Genomic DNA, 16,996 nt, shown 5'->3' on the forward strand with positions numbered 1-16,996 from the left:
CATTACGAAGCGAACGAAAATGGACCTATTACCCGCCTTTCATTCAACTGATGACGTTGATGCCGACGATCCAAACTCGATCAGGCCTCTTGCCGTAGTTTGGCTGATCAAGCTTTTGGTCGTACCAGTCTTCGGGGCAGAGAATGCAATCGAACTGCAACGCCCTTAGGGATTTCGTAATGCCCAGTGGTAATCGTGGCGGCAGTCAAAAAGGGCTCGTGATGCGGATTGTAAGTTTGATCGCGCTGGCTGCTGCTGCCTTCCCATCAGCCGTTGCTTTGGCGCAGGACCCGCCGCCTGCAAAAACGGCGCAAGGCGACGTCGCGGTCACCATTTATGAGAGCCTCGCCCTCGTTCAGGATACGAGGCAGGTCTCGCTGCCAAATGGACGGTCTCGCCAGGAGTTTGCAGACGTTTCCGCGCAGATCCGCCCCGAAACCGTAACCCTTTCCGGCGAGGGCTTCGGTATCGTCGAGCAGAATTTCGATTATGACCTGCTCTCGCCGGCGGCGCTGATGGAAAAGGCGGTGGGGCAGCAGATCACTTTGTTCCGCACAAATCCGGCGACCGGCGCAGAAACGCGCGAGCGCGCTACCGTGCTCGCCGTGAACGGGGGCGTCGTGCTCAAAATTGGCGAGCGCATCGAAATCCTTCGTGATGATGGGCTCCCCGTCCGTGTGGTGTTCGACAGCATCCCGCCAAATTTGCGCGCGCGCCCAACGCTCAGTGTCACGCTCGACGCAGTTCGCGCCGGCGCACGGCCGCTGACTTTAAGCTATCTCACGCCGGGGCTCGGCTGGAAATCGGACTATGTAGCCCTGTTCGATGAAAAAGCCGGCAAGATCGATGTGCAGGGTTGGATCACGCTGACCAACAACACCGGTACGACCTTTCCGAACGCCCGGACGTTGCTCGTGGCCGGGAGCGTCGGGCAAGTACAGCAATCCTATGGTGGCGTAAGAAATCGGCCGCGACAGCCGGCGCCTCGCGGCAACACGCCCGGAACTGAGAGTGGCGGCGAGCAACTGGGCGACTTCCACGTCTATCCGATTGACGGTCGCACGACGATCGCCAACGCGCAGACCAAGCAAGTGAGCTTCCTGGATGTATCGGGCGTTCCGGCTCGCAAAGGGTACGAGTACCGAAATGGCTGGCTTGAAAGTCAGGATGAAGCGCAAAGTGCTGCATCGGTTCTCAAATTCTCCAACGCGCGGGCACAGGGCATTGGTGCCGCGCTGCCCGCCGGGACCGTGCGCGTGTACATGCGGGACTCTCGCGGACAGGCGCAGTTTATCGGTGAGAGCGCGATCCCGCACACCCCCGGTGGCTCTTCTCTGGCGCTGCGGACGGGCGATGCATTCGACGTGAAGGTCCAACCGGTGATGGAAGGGCGGGAGAGCATTACCAGCGCTGAATGGGAGCGCACCGCACGGTGGAGGATCACCTATCCTGATGGCTCGACCCAAACCGCAGAGGTCGAAAGGTCGCAGCGATATTTCCGCACGCGAATGCGCTATATCGTCACCAATGCGAGCCCGACGCCGGTGACGGTGGATGTGGTGCAGGGTGGACTGGCGCAATGGCAGTGGTGGCGCGATCTGCGAATCCCCGAGGAGAGCATCAAGGGTGAACAGGACAATGTGGACGAGCGGCATTGGGAAGTGCCGGTCCCGGCAAACGGAAAGACGGAACTGACCGTCGCTTTCCTCACGCCCTGGTAAGCAAGATGCGGCGGCTCGTCGCTCCTCTCCTCCTCTTGCTCGCCGCTCCGATGGTCGTCGCGCAGACTGCTCCGGTGGTGCTGTCCCCGGCGCCCCAGCAGGTCGGCGTGACGCTGTATCGCGACCCTGACCGGGGAGAGCGCAAGATCGATCGTGATGATCCGTCGTCCTTCGCTCTGATTACCGAGACGCGCACAATCACCCTGCCGCCCGGCGTTGCGACCATAAGGTTCGAAGGCGTGGCGAGTGGCATCGTGCCGCAATCGGCGATCATGTTTGGCACAGATCCGCGCGAGCGTAACCGTGACGCGGCATTGCTCTCGCAGGCGGGTCTGGTCGATGCCTTTACTGGGCAGCGCGTTGTTCTCCGCCGGACCAATCCCGCAACAGGTGAGACCGAAGAGCGGGCGACCATTCGGTCTGCGGCCGATCGCCTGATCATTGACACCCCGCGCGGCGCAGAGGCTGTTTACTGCTCCGGGCTGGCGCAGACGTTGATCTATCCCGGCGCGCCTGCGACCTTGGCGGCAAAGCCGGTGTTGTCGATGACGACGAAGGATCAGCCAGGGGGCACCGTTACAATAACGCTGGCTTACATTGCGACCGGCTTTGACTGGGACGCGACCTATGTCGGAACGCTGGACGAAGCTGGTGCCAGATTGGACCTGTTCGCATGGCTGACCATGGCAAGCGCTGACGAGACGAGTTTCGTCGATGCGACCACGGCAGCGGTGGCCGGACGGATCAACCGTTCGGACGAAACACGCGACGATACGGCCCGTGCTGCGATCAGCGCTGCGCGTCGGCTGAACACAGCATCTCAGTGCTGGCCCGCCGGCACGACCAGCGACGTCCCGTACATTTCGATCCCTCCACCTCCTCCTTCCCCGCCGATGATGATGGAGATGGCGGGGGAGGATATTGTGGTGACGGGAGCAGCCGTTCGACGACAGGCGATGGCCCCCCCGATGGCGATCACTGCGGAAGCTGAAAACCTGTCTGACCTGAAGCTTTACAGAGTCCCGATCCCGGTCACCGTGGCCGCCAAATCGCAGAAGCAGGTGGCGTTCCTTGCCGATCGCCGGATTGACGGTTCCTTGATTTATCGATCTCGCCTTTCCTTTTGCAAGCCCGATGATCCCGAGATGTTGTTCCGGTTCAGGAACAGGAAGCGCGATGGGCTGGGTGAACCGCTCCCGGCTGGGAAAGTGATCCTCTATCAAATGGGCGCGCGCGGACGGCAACTGGTGGGGGAAGCGACCCTCGCCGACAAGACGATCGACGAGGAGGTCGATCTGGTCTTCGGCGGGGCTCAAGGAGTCACGATCGACACGGAAAGCCAGCAGGCCAAAGACGGGACGCATTACACCGTGACGGTTCGCAACGCCCAACCATTCCCGGTGCGCTATGAGATGGAGTTCATGAACGATCCCAACGCCGCTCTCCGCAACGTGTCGGTGCGACTGGCGAGCAAACCGGGCAAGCGCATGTGGACTGCCGCGCTGGCGCCGAATAGCGAAGCGAAGATAAGTTATGTGATGAGCGAATGCCGCTGACGATGATGTCATTGATCGCCCCGAAGTCGGAAGTTCATGCTACCGACCTAGCATCCCGAAAGCGGCCACTCGTTCATTTCTGTCGTAATGACGCGAATTGGGACAAACCCGTTATTCCCGCAAGGTCCGCTGAACGACAGCTATCACCAGATTCGGCCGTTCGGCAGACCGCTCCTTGGACCGCCTACGCGAAAGTCTGGTGGGAAGCCGCCAGGTGGGTTTCGGGGAATTCGCAAAGATAGCTGCCAATCTGACTGACCGCAGATCGGAACTGGGAAAGCGTCAGCCTCCCCGAAAATCTCTTAGCCTGAGCGCTGTAGCTGCTGGAACACGCCAAGCCGATCCGTGATCTGCCAATGGCCTGTCAGCCGATCTTCGCTGTCGAACGTGTAGACCGTCGCGCCCGACATACGGATCACCCGGCCGGTTGCCGGGAACCCCGCCAAGTCACCTCGATGCGTACCGTTCCAAAGCCAGGTCATCACGACATTATCACCCTCGGCGAACAATCCCTGAGTGTCGAACCGTTGGTCGGGGAAAGCAGCTCTCGACTTTCGAACCCGATCTTTGAAACCGGCGCGATCAAGCGTTCTGCCCTCCCAGGGATCGCCGGGATCGTGATGGATGGTGTATGTCTCCGCGACATAGCCATCAGCCGCGTCTGCATCGCCGCCATCCCAAACCTGTCGTATGAAAGCGGCAAGCCGCTGCTTACGCTCATCCACGGTGATCATGATTGCGCCTTGCTCGGGTTCGGCTGGGCGAGTGCCAGCGCATGGTCCTGAATGTCCTGCGGCCACGTCGCCATTCGCTCGGCGAAAGTCCCATCCTCACCAGCGAACAGGGCGCGGATCGCTTCTTCGTAACCTGGCAAATCGCCGGCCAGCGCCGACAGGAAGCGATAGGTACGCTCGTGTGCTGCCTTACGGTCGGCCTGACCACCATCGGCGCGGCGCGCTTCGTCAACGAGACGACGCAATGTCTGCGAGGCTCCCCCCGTTTGCCTTCCAAGCCATTCCCAATGTCGCGGTAGCAGGGTCACTTCACGCGCAACCACGCCCAGCTTCGGCCGGCCTCTCGATCGGTTAGACTTAGCCGCCAAGGCCTCAAGCTCGCCATGCTCGGTCAATCGCGTGACGATCTCTGCTGTGGTGCCTCGAAGATCGAGGTCGATCACGGCACCAGAAGCATCATCGAAGGTGAGGATCGAACCTTGCGATTGGCCTTCCCACGCTTTGATCGCCAACGCCACGTCAATCAGCGCCCCGCTCGCGAGGCGCTTGGTGCCGGCGAAGGCGGTACAGGGAGCGGACAGATACTCGGACATGCGCCTTTATAGCCGGGTATAATCGTGCGTCAATTCATCCGGACAATATTGCGCGATCTGCTCCATCGTTGTAGGGCTGACGCAGCAGCAGGAGGATGGCGCATGCACGGGGAAGATCGAAGGGCGGCTGTTGCGGCCTATAAGGAGAGAAAAGTTGAATCGGGCATCTACGCTGTTCGATGCGGGCCATCAGATCGGATGTGGGTCGGCAGTGCTCCCGATCTATCCACTATCCAGAACCGCCTGTGGTTCACGCTACGGCAGGGGAGCAATTCGCATCGTTCTCTTCAAGAGGCGTGGACATCTTATGGGAGCGAGGCTTTCACCTTCGAGGTTGTCGCGAGACTGGTCGACGGGGATTATCCTGGCTACACCCGCACCACCGCGCTCAAAAGCCTGCATGCGCATTGGGTCGAGAAATTGAACGGCATCCGCATATAGCGAGTACCCGGTGGAGCTCTCCGATCAGGAGCCCTCGACAGCGCAACCCAACGTACCGACAAACGGCCAGTTTCGGGGGGACACGCAGATCGATGGAACGGCCTTAAGTGGTCGCCTCCCGTCCGGCAGAGTCGTTACCCTCGAATAGCTGCTCACGCCGAAATCGGTCGTCCGGCCGGCTCGGCCGAACGTCTTGATGTGGTCGCAAGCGGTCATCGTTCTAACCATAGGCAACGTCCGGTTTGCCCTATTCGGTGCCCATAAGCTGCCTGTCAGGACCGTCCGACAAAGCTGCCACGACATTCTGCTCCCACAGCAGATGCGCTACCCGGCTGAACGAACGGCTGCTTTCCTCGCTAGCCAGCTGTAAGCAGACTGTTCGGAACGTCCGACAAATCGGCCGGCGGCTTCCTGCCGCCAGCGCGCCAGTTTCAACGGTCAGCCGTGATGAACGGGTGGCTCTGCCGCAGTTCATCAAGCAAGCTTTCAACCTTTGCGATGTCGGACGTCGAGCCGGTCGCATCGATCATCCAGTTGCAATGCGGATGGGTTTTGAGATCATAGGTCCGGATTGTGCCTATGAGTTTGCGCCAGCGTTGACGGGTGCCGCCATGATCACGGACCAGTCGTGCGATAAGGAGATCAGCCAACTGAGATTGGGTCATGGTGTGCCTATCTCTCGACGGCGCGAGACTCGCAAGTGGCGGGTGAGTGCGATGGCTGCGTCTCGGTGATCCATCATCATTTGTGTCACGGCATCATGTGGCGATCCTGCGGGCATCTTCCGCGAGCCCGCATATTCGACTGGACTTGTTCCTGACACCGAGCATTGGTGCTGGTCGAGCCGCGGCGCGAGGCCGGGGACCTGCCCTGCCGGCTTGGTCGACAGGGCTCTGGGTGGTGGGAGCAGCGAAGTGCTGCTCCGCAAGAGGAGACCACCCATGACCAAGCTCAACGACCTGCAACTCGTCCTGCTGTCCGCTGCTGCCCAGCGCGATGATGGCAGCTTGCTGCCACCGCCCGATCATCTCGCCGATCAGGCAGGCCGGATCCGCAAGGTCATCCCGCCGTTGATCAGGCGGGGTTTGATCGAGGAAGCGGCAACGACCGACCTACCGAAGGTCTGGCGGGAAGAGGGTGATGATCGCTTCGCGCTTGTCATCACCCAAGCGGGCCGTGCCGCGATCGGCGTGGACAGCGAGCAGAATGCTCAGGCTGAGACTGTTGCTACTGCGGCCGTCGTCACGCCACCGAACCGCACACGGTCAAAATCAGAGCAGGTGCTGGATCTGCTCCGCCGCGCCGAGGGCGCATCGCTTGATGAGCTGGTCGGCATGACCGGCTGGCTGCCGCACAGCACCCGCGCGGCGCTCACCGGCCTGCGCAAGAAGGGCCATGGGATCACGCTGGACAAGAGCGGTGAGCGCGCCTGCTATCGTCTGGTCGAAAGCGCTGCGGCATGAGCCTCGAGGCACGCCTTGATGCTCTGGCGGCGCTGTCGCTGAGTGAACTGCGCGATCAATGGCGATCGTCGCTCAGAACGGAACCACCGCGCGTCAGCGCCGATCTGCTGCGCCGGCTCTTCGGCTATGCGCTGCAGGAGAAAACCATGGGAGGGCTGTCTCCCTCCCATGGCCAGGCCCTTCGTCGCCTTGCTGCCGGCAAGGAGAGCGTCCCGCTTAGAAGCGGGATGCATCTCGTGCGGCAGTGGAACGGGCGTAGCATCAGCGTCACCGTGGTTGAAGATGGCTATGTGTGGGAAGAGCGCAGCTATCGGTCACTCTCGGCTATTGCCCGCGCGGTAACCGGAACATCCTGGTCGGGTCCCCGCTTCTTCCGGCTGCATGACCATGGCTAGGCGGCCCAAGGTCGTTGAAGGACCGCGCGGTGCCGTGCGCTGCGCCGTCTACACCCGCAAGTCCAGCGAGGAAGGGCTGGAGCAGGCATTCAACAGCCTCGATGCCCAGCGCGAAGCCTGCGAGGCGTACATCGTCAGTCAGCGCCATGAAGGCTGGACCCTGGTCAAGACCGCTTATGACGATGGGGGCTACTCCGGTGGGTCCATGGATCGTCCTGCGCTGGTCCGCCTGCTTGCCGACATCGAAGCCGGAAAGATCGACGTAATCGTGGTCTACAAGGTCGATCGCCTGACCCGTGCGCTCTCCGACTTTGCCCGCATCGTCGAGATCCTCGATGCACGCGGTGCCAGCTTCGTCTCGGTCACGCAGGCGTTCAACACCACCAGCAGCATGGGGCGGCTCACCCTCAATGTGCTGCTCTCCTTTGCCCAGTTCGAACGCGAGGTGACTGGTGAGCGCATCCGCGACAAGATCGCCGCCTCGAAGAAGAAGGGCATGTGGATGGGCGGCAACCCCCCGCTTGGCTATGATGTGAAGGACAGGGCGCTGGTCATCAATCAGGCCGAGGCGAGCCAGGTCCGCCACATCATGACCCGCTACCTTGCGCTGGGCTCCCTGCAGGCCCTGGTCGAAGAGTTGTTGTGGGATGGCTATCGGACCAAGCAGCTTCACAGCCGGGGCGGCATCGCGTTCAGCCGCGGCGCGCTCTCACACCTGCTTGGCAATGCCATCTATCGCGGCAAGGTCGTGCACAAGGGCACGATCTATGACGGCCAGCACGACGCGATCATCGATGAGGCACTTTGGGATGCGGTACAGCGCCAGCTGGAACAGGGACGCAACAACCCCTCGGCAAGGCGCTCTCCCAAGCGCAGCCTGCTCACCGGCCTAATCCACGATGGGGAGGGGCGTAAGATGTCGCCCAGCCACACGGCCAAGGCGGGGAAGCGCTATCGCTATTATGTAACCCATCCCAACGCACTCATCGGCAGCAGTGAAAAACCATGGCGGGTCAGCGCGCCGGAGATCGAACGGATCGTCATCGAGCGCCTGAAGGGCTGGCTCATGGACCGTCGGGCGATCATCGACATTACTGGACCCGAACATGTCGTAGGTTCGCTGACCAGAGCATCCCGGTCTGCAGCCGATCTGGACAAGGCATCAAAGCGTCCGGCGATGCTGACGATGCTCCTCGGTCGGATCGACATGGCAGAGGAGAGCATCACTCTCACACTCCACCGTGACAAGCTGCAGTCCCTCCTGGGTCTGGATCAGCTGGCCCATGACCGTCCGGTGCAGCTGACCAGCCGCGCGATCCGCATCCGGCAAGGCAAGGATGTTCGCATGATCATTGGCGACTCGCGGGATCGGTCAGCTGATACGATCAATAAGCCGCTGGTCGCGCTGATCGCAGAAGCCCGAGCGCTGCATCTAGCGCTGCTTGGCGCCCCCGAGCATAGTCTGGCATCACTTGCTGACGCGCAGGGCAAGTGCCGCAAGCGTTCTGCGCAGCTGATGCGGATCGCAACGCTTGCGCCTGACATTGTGGCGCAATGCATCGAGGGTAGCCAGCCGGTCTCGCTTACGACCAAAGGACTGCTCAGCATCGATCTGCCGATCAGCTGGAGCGAGCAGCGGGCTTTGCTTGGCTGCAGGTAAATTCAGTCACCCATCTAGGGAAAGCGTCGGCCGGATGTCCTCCGGCCGCTTTTTTGTTCGACGCCGCGCGGCGTCGACCGGTCATGAGGTCTGGAAAATGACCACTGAGATAGCGGCGCATAAATGGCCGACGCCGCCTGCGCGCTCAGTCTGCAGACCTAAGTTCGCGAAGTGCCAGCGCCAAAATGGCGCAGTTCTGCGCCAGTTTTATCACGGTCAAAGCGCGGCTCACAAATCTCGGGGAATTAGGGACTGTCTGGTGCGGGCGGTCGGACTCGAACCGACAAATCCTTGCGGATGGCGGATTTTGAGTCCGCTGCGTCTACCAATTCCACCACGCCCGCACGGCGCGAACCCCTTGATGCAGCGCGCTGCGGGGATGGCTGGCGCGCCTATATCTCACCTTTTTAGGAAACGCCAGATGCTCGGTGGCGTTCATGGGCCGCGCGTGAGAATAGATATCTCACGCCCGTGCCCTCGTCAGCCGGCCCGCTCGATCAGGCTTCGGCGTGGCCGTAATCGGAGCGGTGCCGGCGGGCATCGCCGGCGGTGGCGCGGTTCTTGAGTGCCTGCTCGACCCTGTTGAGCAACTCGGCCGGGCGATAGGGCTTGCCGATCACATCTTGCGAGATGGTCTGGGGGCCATCGGAGACGAGTTGCTCATTATAGCCGGTGGTCATGAGGATCGCGATGCCGGGCACCAGCTTCACCGCTTCCTCTGCCAGCAAAATGCCATTCAGGCTGCCGGGCATGACGAGATCGGTGAAGAGAAGATCGATAGGGTCGGCTTCCATCAGCTTCTGCAGCGCCTTGAGACCCTCGTCGCCCGAGATGGCGGTCGAGACACGGTAGCCCGCGCTTTCGAGGATCTCGCGGGACAGGGCCATCACTTCAGGGCTGTCTTCCACCACCAGAATATGGGCCTTGCCGGAGGGACCATCGGCGGGCGCGGCCGCGGTGATAGGGCTAGGCGCGGCGGCGCGGTCATCCTCGTCATTCTGCACGGAGACCGGGAAGAGCAGGCGGATCGTGCTGCCGACGCCCTGTTCGCTCTCAATCTCCAGCCGGCCCCGCGATTGCTGCAGGAAGCCGCTGGCCATGGCGAGGCCGAGGCCCGTGCCCTGGCCGGTGGGCTTGGTGGTGAAGAAGGGCTCCGTCGCGCGCTGGGCGACATGGGCGGGCATGCCTTCCCCCTCATCCGTCACCTCAAGGCTGATATAGTCGCCGGGCGGAAGCTGGCGGGCGGCAGCATCGCCGTTGAGATGCAGCTTGCCGGTCGTGATGGTCACCAGCCCGCCGGCGCCGCGCATCGCGTCCTTGGCGTTCATCACGATGTTGAGCACCGCCATCTCGAACTGGTCGGGATCCACATGGATGCGCGGCAAGCCCCGCCGCAGGCTGAGGTGCAGCTCGATATCGCTGCCGAGCGCGCTCTCCAGCACATGCACGAAGCTCTGCACACAATCGCTCACATCCACCGACCGGGGCGTGAGCCGCGTCTTGCGGGCGAAGGCGAGCAGCTGGCCGGTCAGCTTTGCCCCGCGCGCGGCGGCGTGCTGGGCATTTTCGATATGCCGCCCGGCCCGCTCATCCTCGATGCGGTTCGAGGCGAGTTCCAGGCTGCCGCCGATCACCTGCAGCAGATTGTTGAAGTCATGGGCAAGGCCAGCGGTCAGCTGCCCGATCGCTTCCATCTTCTGCGCTTGGCGCAGCACCTGCTCGGTTTCGCGCCGCTTGGTCACGTCCAGCTGGCTGGCGAAAAAGTAGAGCAGCTTGCCGGAGACGTCATAGACCGGGCCGATGAACACCGCATTCCAGAACGGCGTGCCGTCGCGCCGGTAGTTGAGGATTTCGAGCGCGATGGACTCATGCCGCGCCACGGCATCGCGCAGTTCGGCGATCCGCTCGCGGTCCGTCTCGGCGCCTTGCAGGAACCGGCAGTTGCGCCCGATGATTTCGCTCTCTTCGTAAAGCGTCAGGTCCAGAAACGCCTTGTTGGCAAAGACGATGGGATTGTCCGGCAGATTGGGATCGGTGAGGATCATCGGCATCCGCGTCATTTCGATCGCGGCGAAAAATACGTTGCCCCGTTCGCTCAGGCCCGGCGCGGTGATGGTGCGCTCACGCCAGTGATCCTTGCCGCGCACGGTCACCCGGCCTTCGGCTGCTTCAGTGCCCTGATTGTCGTCCGAAGCGGCGGTATCCCCGCTTTCAGCCGCGAAGTCGTTGTGATCGCCCGATTCTATCGCCAAGGTCGCATTCCCTGTGGTTGCCCGCTCCAGCCGTCCGCGACTTTGAAGCCAGCATAACAAACGCTTCAGGACCGAGTGGTTCCCGAAAACCGCCCAGACTGCCCTTGCGTACAGGGGGTGGCTAGTCGTCCGATTGCCGGGGTGCAAGACAATGTGGGGGCAGCCGGGCTGCACGAACATGGACGCTGGGCGCGATCGCGCTATATCGCCTGCATGGCTCATACACAGGCAAAGCTCATCGTCCGTCCCGCGCTCGCCAAGGATGCGCGCGCAATCGCCCGGCTCTCCACCAAGGTCTATGGCAAGGCCGAGGCCATGACCGCCGCGCAAATTCGCGGGCAGATCAATAACTTCCCCGAAGGGCAATTCGTCGCCGATTATGAGGGCACCATCGTCGGCCACTGCGCCACGCTCATCGTCTCGCAGGAGATTGCCTTCGCGCCGCACAGCTGGGGCGAGATCACCGGCGATGGCTTCGGTACGCGCCATGACCCGGAAGGGGACGTTTTGTACGGCATGGAAGTCTGCGTCGATCCCGATTTCCGGCGTCTGCGCATCGGCCAGCGCTTTTACCGCAAGCGGCAGGAGCTATGCCAATATTTCGAGCTGAAGGGCATCGCCTTTGGCGGTCGCCTGCCGGGCTATGCGCGCCGCCGGCGGGATTATCCCGATCCGCAGGCCTATCTCGATGCCGCGATCGAGCGCAAGCTGCGCGATCCGGTGATCAACTTCCAGCTGGGGCAGGGCTTTCAGGCCAAGGGCATCCTGCCCGATTATCTGCCCGGCGACCGGGACAGCGCGGGCAATGCGGTGCTGATGTTTTGGCCCAACCCGCTGGCACCCGAGGAGGGGACGGGGCGCGCGCACCATGGCACCCTCAAGCTGCCGTCATCCGTGCGGGTCGCCACGGTGCAGTTCCAGATGCGCGGCATCACGCGGATCGAGCAGTTCGAGGAGCAGGTGGAGTATTTCGTCGACGTCGCGGCGGATTACCGCGCCGACTTCGTGGTGTTTCCCGAGCTCTACACGCTGGAACTGCTCTCCATCTCGCGCGCCAAGCTGGCGCCCAGCGAGGCCATCGGCAAGATCGCGGAATATACCGAGCGCTATTGCGCGTTCATGGAGAAGCTGGCCGTCAGCTACAATATCAACATCATCGGCGGCTCCCACCCCACGCGGGTGGAGAATGGCGATATCCGCAACATCAGCTATGTGTTCCTGCGCGATGGGGCGATGTACACGCAGGAGAAGCTGCACCCCACGCCATCAGAGCGGCGCTGGTGGAACATCAAGGGCGGCTTCGGCGCCGATGCCATCCCCACCGATTGCGGGCCGATCGGTGTGATGATCTGTTATGATTCCGAATTCCCGGAGCTGGCGCGGCACCTCGTCAATCAGGGCGCGCTGCTGCTGTTCGTGCCCTTCTGCACCGATGAGCGGCGGGGCTATCTGCGCGTGCGCTATTGCTGTCAGGCGCGGGCGGTGGAGAACCAGTGCTATGTCGTGACGTCCGGCGTTGTCGGCAATCTGCCGAATGTCGAGAATATGGACATTCACTATGCCGAAAGCGCGATCCTGACGCCCTCGGACTTCCCCTTCGCGCGCGATGGCGTGGCCGCCGACACCGCGCCCAATACCGAGACGATCGCCATTGCCGACCTCTCCCTCGACGATCTGCTGACCAGCCGGCAGAGCGGCGCCGTGCAGAACCTGCGCGACCGCCGCTTCGACCTCTACGGTGTGCAGTGGAAGGAGCCGCGCACCAAACGGGCGCGCTGACCTTCAGATCGCCGCGGCGGCTACCGGGCGTCTGCGCCGCCCCGCCTTGCTGGCGACGGTGCCAAGCAGGCCCAGGCCCAGCAGACCCACGGCGATATCGACCAGCGTCGCCATGCCGTCGTCCATCCCGACGAGGGCAGGGTGAGCGAGCGCGATGACGATCAGCACAGCGCCCGTCCCGGCCCGCCCGGCGGCGGAGAGCGCGGCAGGCGTCAGCACGGTGGCGGCCGCCAGCGCGCAGATGCTGATCGCCGCCCATAGGCCGATCAGCGGGCCGACCGATGGCGTCAACAGCGCGAGGAGGGCGGCGCCGCTCAGTGCAAGCGGCTGTCCCCACACGGTGGCCGTCCAGACACGCTCCCAGCCTGGCGCGGGCCGGCCCTTGTCCCGACGCCGGGCTAGCCAGATGTTGACGCCGCCGGCGGCCAGATAGGTCAGGCCGATCCCCAGCGCGGCATAGGCGATCTTGATGAGGCCGCCGCCGAACCAGCCGAAGTGCAGGATGCCAAGCGAGCCTAGAATCTGTTGGCCGACATTGCTCTGCGCGGCCTTGTGCTCGTAATAGAGCGTGCCGGCGCGGTCGAAGGCGTAGCTGTCGGCATCAGCGAGCCGGGACGAGCCATCCTCCACCTCGAACAGGATGGCTGCACCGGTTTCGGTCGGATGCTCGACGACGGCATAGTCGATCCGGCTGCCCGGCGCGCGCGCGGCAACCTGTGCGAACGATGGGCGCAGGTCGAGCGGCGGGGCGGGGCGGACGTCTTCGGCCGGATGAGGCGGCGTGAAGATGGCATAAACCTTGGCAGTATCGCCCTGGAATACCGCGAGGCCGATGGCGCCGACGATGATCGTGCTGAGGCCGAGCAGCGCGCCGGTCAGAGAGACGGTGATGTGAAAGGGCAGTGCCCATACGCCGATGCGGTTATGCAGATCGGCTTCCTGCAAGCGCCGCGATCCGCCGAGCCGCAGGTGGAAGGCGTCGCGGAAGATGCGCGGATGCGCCAGCAGGCCGGAAATCAGCGAGGAGAGCAAGGCGACGCCGGTCAGGCCGACGATGAAGATGCCCCAGCTTTGCGGCAGGTGCAGGTTGATGTGCAGCCGTGTGAGGAACTTCGTCCAGCTTTCGCGCTGTTCGCTCACAAGGCGCCCGGCGCTGTCGGCGATCCAGGTGGTGCGCGTCCCGTCTTCGGCGTCGACCCGTAGGGTCGGCCAGGGACGGTCTTCACTCGGCATCATGATGAACACATGCTCGACCGGTTGCCCAGCGCGGTCGAGCGCCGCACGATACGCCGCCTGCGCGGCATCGCCTGAGAAGCTCTCCACCGGTTCGGCACCGGGATTCTCCCAGCGCTGGAACTCGTTGGCGAACACCGCGATCGCCCCAGTCAGGCAGACCAGATAGAGCAGGGCGGCAAAAGCGAGGCCCAGCCCGCTATGGCCCTTGAGCACGGCGCGGACGAGGTCCGGGGAGGGGAAGCTCTGCTTCTTGGTGCGGCTCGTCATGTGAATCCCTTCAGCATCGCGGTGCCAAAGCCCAGAATGGCGGTGCCGACCAGCACCGCCGTTGCGCGCAGGATGCGGCTGTCCGCCAGGGTCCAGGCCATCGCGCCGCCCCAGGCGAGCGGCACGATCAGCCCGCCGATCAGCAACCGCGTTTGCGGTTCGCCTGGTGCCCAGATGGCATAGCTGATGCCCACGCTCATCGCGGCGACCATGCCGATCGGCCCGGCCAGCGCCCAGCGCAAGGTCGTGCGCCAGGGGCTTGCCATCCGTTCGGCCGGTTCGGGCGCGAGCGCTTCGCGGCCTTGCCGTCCGGCGCGGGCAGGGCGCAGCGTGTAGCCGGTGGCGATCACGCCGAACGCCGCCACCGAGACGAGTGTCGCGGCGGTAAAGGGACCGCGCGCGCTGCCCAGCACCCATGCCCCCCAGAGCAGCGTGGCGCCGAGCAGCGCCAGGCCGGCGATCCGCCACGGCGCCTTGCCGCTTTTGAGACTCCACGCCCCGCGCAATGCCCAGATGCCGGCCACGCTACCGGCCAGCATGGCGGTCAGCGCGGCAAGAGAGCCGGTTGCGCTCAAAACCCGGCCTCCAACACGATGCCGACACTGCGCGGCGCGCCGATGGTGGAGAAGCCGGTGAACGAGTTGATGTACTGATCGTATTTCTCATTGAGCAGATTGTTGGCAAACAGCGACACGCTCCAGTGATCGGCCGCATAGCCGAGCCGTGCGTTGACGACGGTCCGTGCGCTGACGCGGTTGCTCGATTGGGGCTTCGCCACATCCGTAAAGACAGCGCTGCGATAAGAGGCGTTGAGATTGGCATTGAAGCCGCCATCGAAGCGAACATTGGCGCCGCCCGCCAGCGTCCAGCGCGGCGCATAGGGGAATTCAAGGCCGGAGAGATCGGTGATCGAGCCCAGATTGGTGACGAAGGAGTCGAACTTGGTGCGGGTGTGTCCCAGGCTGGCATACCAGTCGAAGGCAGGCGACCAACGATGCGCCACTTCCACCTCGAACCCGTAGAGATGCGATTTGCCGGCATTCACCGTGTGCGTATCATAGACGCCGTTGCCGAAATTGGCGGTGGTCTGCTGGTCGGCCCAGTCGATGTAGAAGGCATTGGCGTTGAGCGTGAGTCGGCGGTCGAGCCAGGCCGAGCGCAATGACACCTCATAATTCCAGGTGAACTCCGGGTCGTAGGCGAAGAGCTGTGATCGGGCGGTGTTGAAGGCGCTGCCGCCCGACCGGTACCCACGCTGCGCAACGAAGGACGTGGCGAGATCCGGCGTCCACGCCATCTCGATGCCGCCCTTTGGCAGAAAGGCGTTGAAGGTACGCGCACCGAGCGGCGCCGACCCGTTGGCATCGTCCACCAGCCCCAGCACGAAGCCGTTGAGCGCGGTGATCGCGCCATTCAGCGGTGCAGGGTAGAGCGCAGGGTCGGGGAGCGTTCCGACGAACCGGGCGAGGGCGTCGCCACTGATCTGGTTGCGCTCATGATCGTAGCGGAATCCGCCGATCAGCGAGAAGCGGTCGGTCAGCCGATATTTGGCATCGGCGAACACGGCCATGGTTTCCACCTGATTGGGGAACTGCGATGTGTAATCGACCGGAATGGTTGGCAGCGCGGCGGTGTAGATCGTCGCCACCTGCTGCGCGGTCGCGGCGCCCAGTTCGCGCGTTAGCGCAGCGACGATGGTCGCGGCGGGCGTCGGCACCAATGTCACCTGATGCGAATTTCGATACTCGTCGCGGTGCGAGTAAAACAGGCCGATCAGCCCGCTGAGCCGGTCGCTCTCATAACTCAGGCGCAGCTCCTGTGTGAAGGTCTCCACACCGCCGGCAATGTCACTGTACGCGCGGCTGGCAGCGGAGGAATCCCCGTCATATTTGCGGATGAAATTGGTGTCCGTCCACGTGCCCACTGAACTCAGCGAAAGGCCGCTGCCGAGGTCGTAGCGCAGGTCGAGTAGCAGCTGATCGTGATCGACATCGCTGCTGTTGGGATAGTCGGACGGGTTGGTGCGATTGTCGAAATAATCGCCGACCGACCGGTCGACATAGGTGAACAGATAGCCGCCCTTGGTCTCGAAATGATGGTAGCCAAGGCGCGCCTCGAAGGCGGGCAGGGCGGACGGCGTCCACAGCAGCTTGCCGCGAACCGAGATGGAATCGAGCGGGTTCTCGGGCGCATTGCGGGTGATGTTGTGGATATAGCCGTCCGAATCCCGCTTTTCGGCCGAGACGCGGAACGCCAGTTCGTCGGCGATGATCGGGCCGCCACCGGCGACCGCGAACTGGGTCGTGTTGAAGGAGGAGACGAGGGCGCGGCCCTTCGCGCTCCAGTCGAAGGTCGGCTCCTGCGAGCGGATATGCACCGCCCCGGCCAGCGCATTGAGACCCTGAATGGTCGATTGCGGACCGCGGAAGATTTCCACCTGCGCCACGTCCCACATATCCGTCGGGCCGTTGGAGAGTACATCCTGTGGCACCGGCGCGTGATCGACGAACACCGTGGCCGTCGCTGCCGACCCGCCGCCCGAGACGCCGCGCTGGTCGATGCCGCGGATCGAGAAGCCGGCCGCGCCATAGGTTTCGGAGAGATTGGCGGTGCGCTGATAGATTTCCTGGATCGTCAGGATATTCTCCTGCGCCAGCCGCGCCTGCGTCATGACGCTGACCGAGGCGGTCGTATCCTGCAGGCTGCGAGACATCTTCTCGCCCGTCACCACGATGTCGGACGGCTCTTCCGTCGCCGGCACCGGTGCTTCTTCAGCGGTGGCGACCGAGGGCGCCGTGAGAGCGGCAAGCAAGGCGGTGGACAGCAACCAAGTACGCTTCATGATTTCCCCTTTTCAATCGGGGCGCGGACTAATTGATAAGGCTATTGCGAGTCAATC

General features: G+C 63.3%; 14 protein-coding genes and 1 tRNA gene. 7 read left to right on the top strand and 8 right to left on the bottom strand.

Annotation, left to right across the window (positions count from 1 at the left end; all coding sequences use genetic code 11):
* The first annotated feature begins 221 nt into the window (after positions 1-221).
* Positions 222-1,721: a DUF4139 domain-containing protein gene (locus tag M2336_RS06365; RefSeq protein WP_264592717.1), complete on the top strand. Its 1,500-nt coding sequence runs from the start codon at positions 222-224 to the stop codon at positions 1,719-1,721.
* 5 nt (positions 1,722-1,726) lie between these two features.
* Positions 1,727-3,277: a DUF4139 domain-containing protein gene (locus tag M2336_RS06370; RefSeq protein WP_264592718.1), complete on the top strand. Its 1,551-nt coding sequence runs from the start codon at positions 1,727-1,729 to the stop codon at positions 3,275-3,277.
* A 302-nt stretch (positions 3,278-3,579) separates the two neighbouring features.
* Here M2336_RS06370 and M2336_RS06375 read toward each other — a convergent pair whose 3' ends face one another.
* Complete coding sequence (locus tag M2336_RS06375) at positions 3,580-4,011, bottom strand: ester cyclase (RefSeq protein WP_264572422.1); 432 nt, start codon at positions 4,009-4,011, stop codon at positions 3,580-3,582.
* On the bottom strand, positions 4,008-4,604 hold the full coding sequence (locus tag M2336_RS06380; RefSeq protein ID WP_264572421.1) for a DUF2239 family protein: 597 nt from the start codon (positions 4,602-4,604) through the stop codon (positions 4,008-4,010). The genes M2336_RS06375 and M2336_RS06380 overlap by 4 nt, the downstream gene beginning before the upstream one ends.
* Before the next feature lie 102 nt (positions 4,605-4,706).
* Between M2336_RS06380 and M2336_RS06385 the strand changes: the two genes are divergently transcribed.
* Positions 4,707-5,045, top strand: a complete 339-nt coding sequence (locus M2336_RS06385; RefSeq protein WP_264592719.1) for a GIY-YIG nuclease family protein — start codon at positions 4,707-4,709, stop codon at positions 5,043-5,045.
* 431 nt (positions 5,046-5,476) lie between these two features.
* On the opposite strand, the gene M2336_RS06390 is transcribed toward M2336_RS06385, so the two are convergent.
* Positions 5,477-5,710 carry a hypothetical protein gene (locus M2336_RS06390; RefSeq protein WP_264592720.1) on the bottom strand — a complete coding sequence of 78 codons (234 nt, stop codon included), beginning with the start codon at positions 5,708-5,710 and terminating at the stop codon, positions 5,477-5,479.
* A 276-nt stretch (positions 5,711-5,986) separates the two neighbouring features.
* On the opposite strand from M2336_RS06390, the gene M2336_RS06395 reads away from it, so the two are divergent.
* The 3 genes from M2336_RS06395 to M2336_RS06405 are packed head-to-tail and all read left to right on the top strand — an operon-like array spanning position 5,987 to position 8,563.
* Positions 5,987-6,508 carry a DUF3489 domain-containing protein gene (locus tag M2336_RS06395; RefSeq protein ID WP_264592721.1) on the top strand — a complete coding sequence of 174 codons (522 nt, stop codon included), beginning with the start codon at positions 5,987-5,989 and terminating at the stop codon, positions 6,506-6,508.
* Entirely contained in the window at positions 6,505-6,903 is a 399-nt protein-coding gene (locus M2336_RS06400) for a DUF2924 domain-containing protein (RefSeq protein ID WP_264592722.1), read from the top strand. The genes M2336_RS06395 and M2336_RS06400 overlap by 4 nt, the downstream gene beginning before the upstream one ends.
* Positions 6,896-8,563: a recombinase family protein gene (locus M2336_RS06405; protein ID WP_264592723.1), complete on the top strand. Its 1,668-nt coding sequence runs from the start codon at positions 6,896-6,898 to the stop codon at positions 8,561-8,563. Before M2336_RS06400 ends, M2336_RS06405 begins: the two co-directional genes overlap by 8 nt.
* A gap of 257 nt (positions 8,564-8,820) precedes the next feature.
* On the opposite strand, the gene M2336_RS06410 is transcribed toward M2336_RS06405, so the two are convergent.
* Together M2336_RS06410 and M2336_RS06415 are read right to left on the bottom strand one after the other, a co-directional pair.
* A tRNA-Leu gene (locus tag M2336_RS06410) sits at positions 8,821-8,907 on the bottom strand.
* Between the two features lie 153 nt (positions 8,908-9,060).
* Positions 9,061-10,815, bottom strand: coding sequence for a PAS domain-containing protein (locus tag M2336_RS06415; protein ID WP_264574360.1), 1,755 nt, complete (start codon positions 10,813-10,815; stop codon positions 9,061-9,063).
* Between the two features lie 213 nt (positions 10,816-11,028).
* On the opposite strand from M2336_RS06415, the gene M2336_RS06420 reads away from it, so the two are divergent.
* Complete coding sequence (locus M2336_RS06420) at positions 11,029-12,594, top strand: carbon-nitrogen hydrolase family protein (RefSeq protein WP_264574361.1); 1,566 nt, start codon at positions 11,029-11,031, stop codon at positions 12,592-12,594.
* A 3-nt stretch (positions 12,595-12,597) separates the two neighbouring features.
* On the opposite strand, the gene M2336_RS06425 is transcribed toward M2336_RS06420, so the two are convergent.
* The 3 genes from M2336_RS06425 to M2336_RS06435 are packed head-to-tail and all read right to left on the bottom strand — an operon-like array spanning position 12,598 to position 16,939.
* Entirely contained in the window at positions 12,598-14,097 is a 1,500-nt protein-coding gene (locus M2336_RS06425; protein WP_264574362.1) for a PepSY-associated TM helix domain-containing protein, read from the bottom strand.
* A complete protein-coding gene (locus M2336_RS06430; protein WP_264574363.1) occupies positions 14,094-14,672 on the bottom strand; it encodes a hypothetical protein in 579 nt (192 codons plus the stop codon). Before M2336_RS06430 ends, M2336_RS06425 begins: the two co-directional genes overlap by 4 nt.
* The gene (locus tag M2336_RS06435) at positions 14,669-16,939 is read right to left on the bottom strand and encodes a TonB-dependent receptor (protein ID WP_264592724.1); all 2,271 of its coding nucleotides are present in this window, start codon (positions 16,937-16,939) and stop codon (positions 14,669-14,671) included. Before M2336_RS06435 ends, M2336_RS06430 begins: the two co-directional genes overlap by 4 nt.
* Positions 16,940-16,996 lie beyond the last annotated feature (57 nt).

It is taken from the genome of Sphingobium sp. B1D7B (assembly GCF_025961965.1).
Lineage (GTDB): Bacteria > Pseudomonadota > Alphaproteobacteria > Sphingomonadales > Sphingomonadaceae > Sphingobium.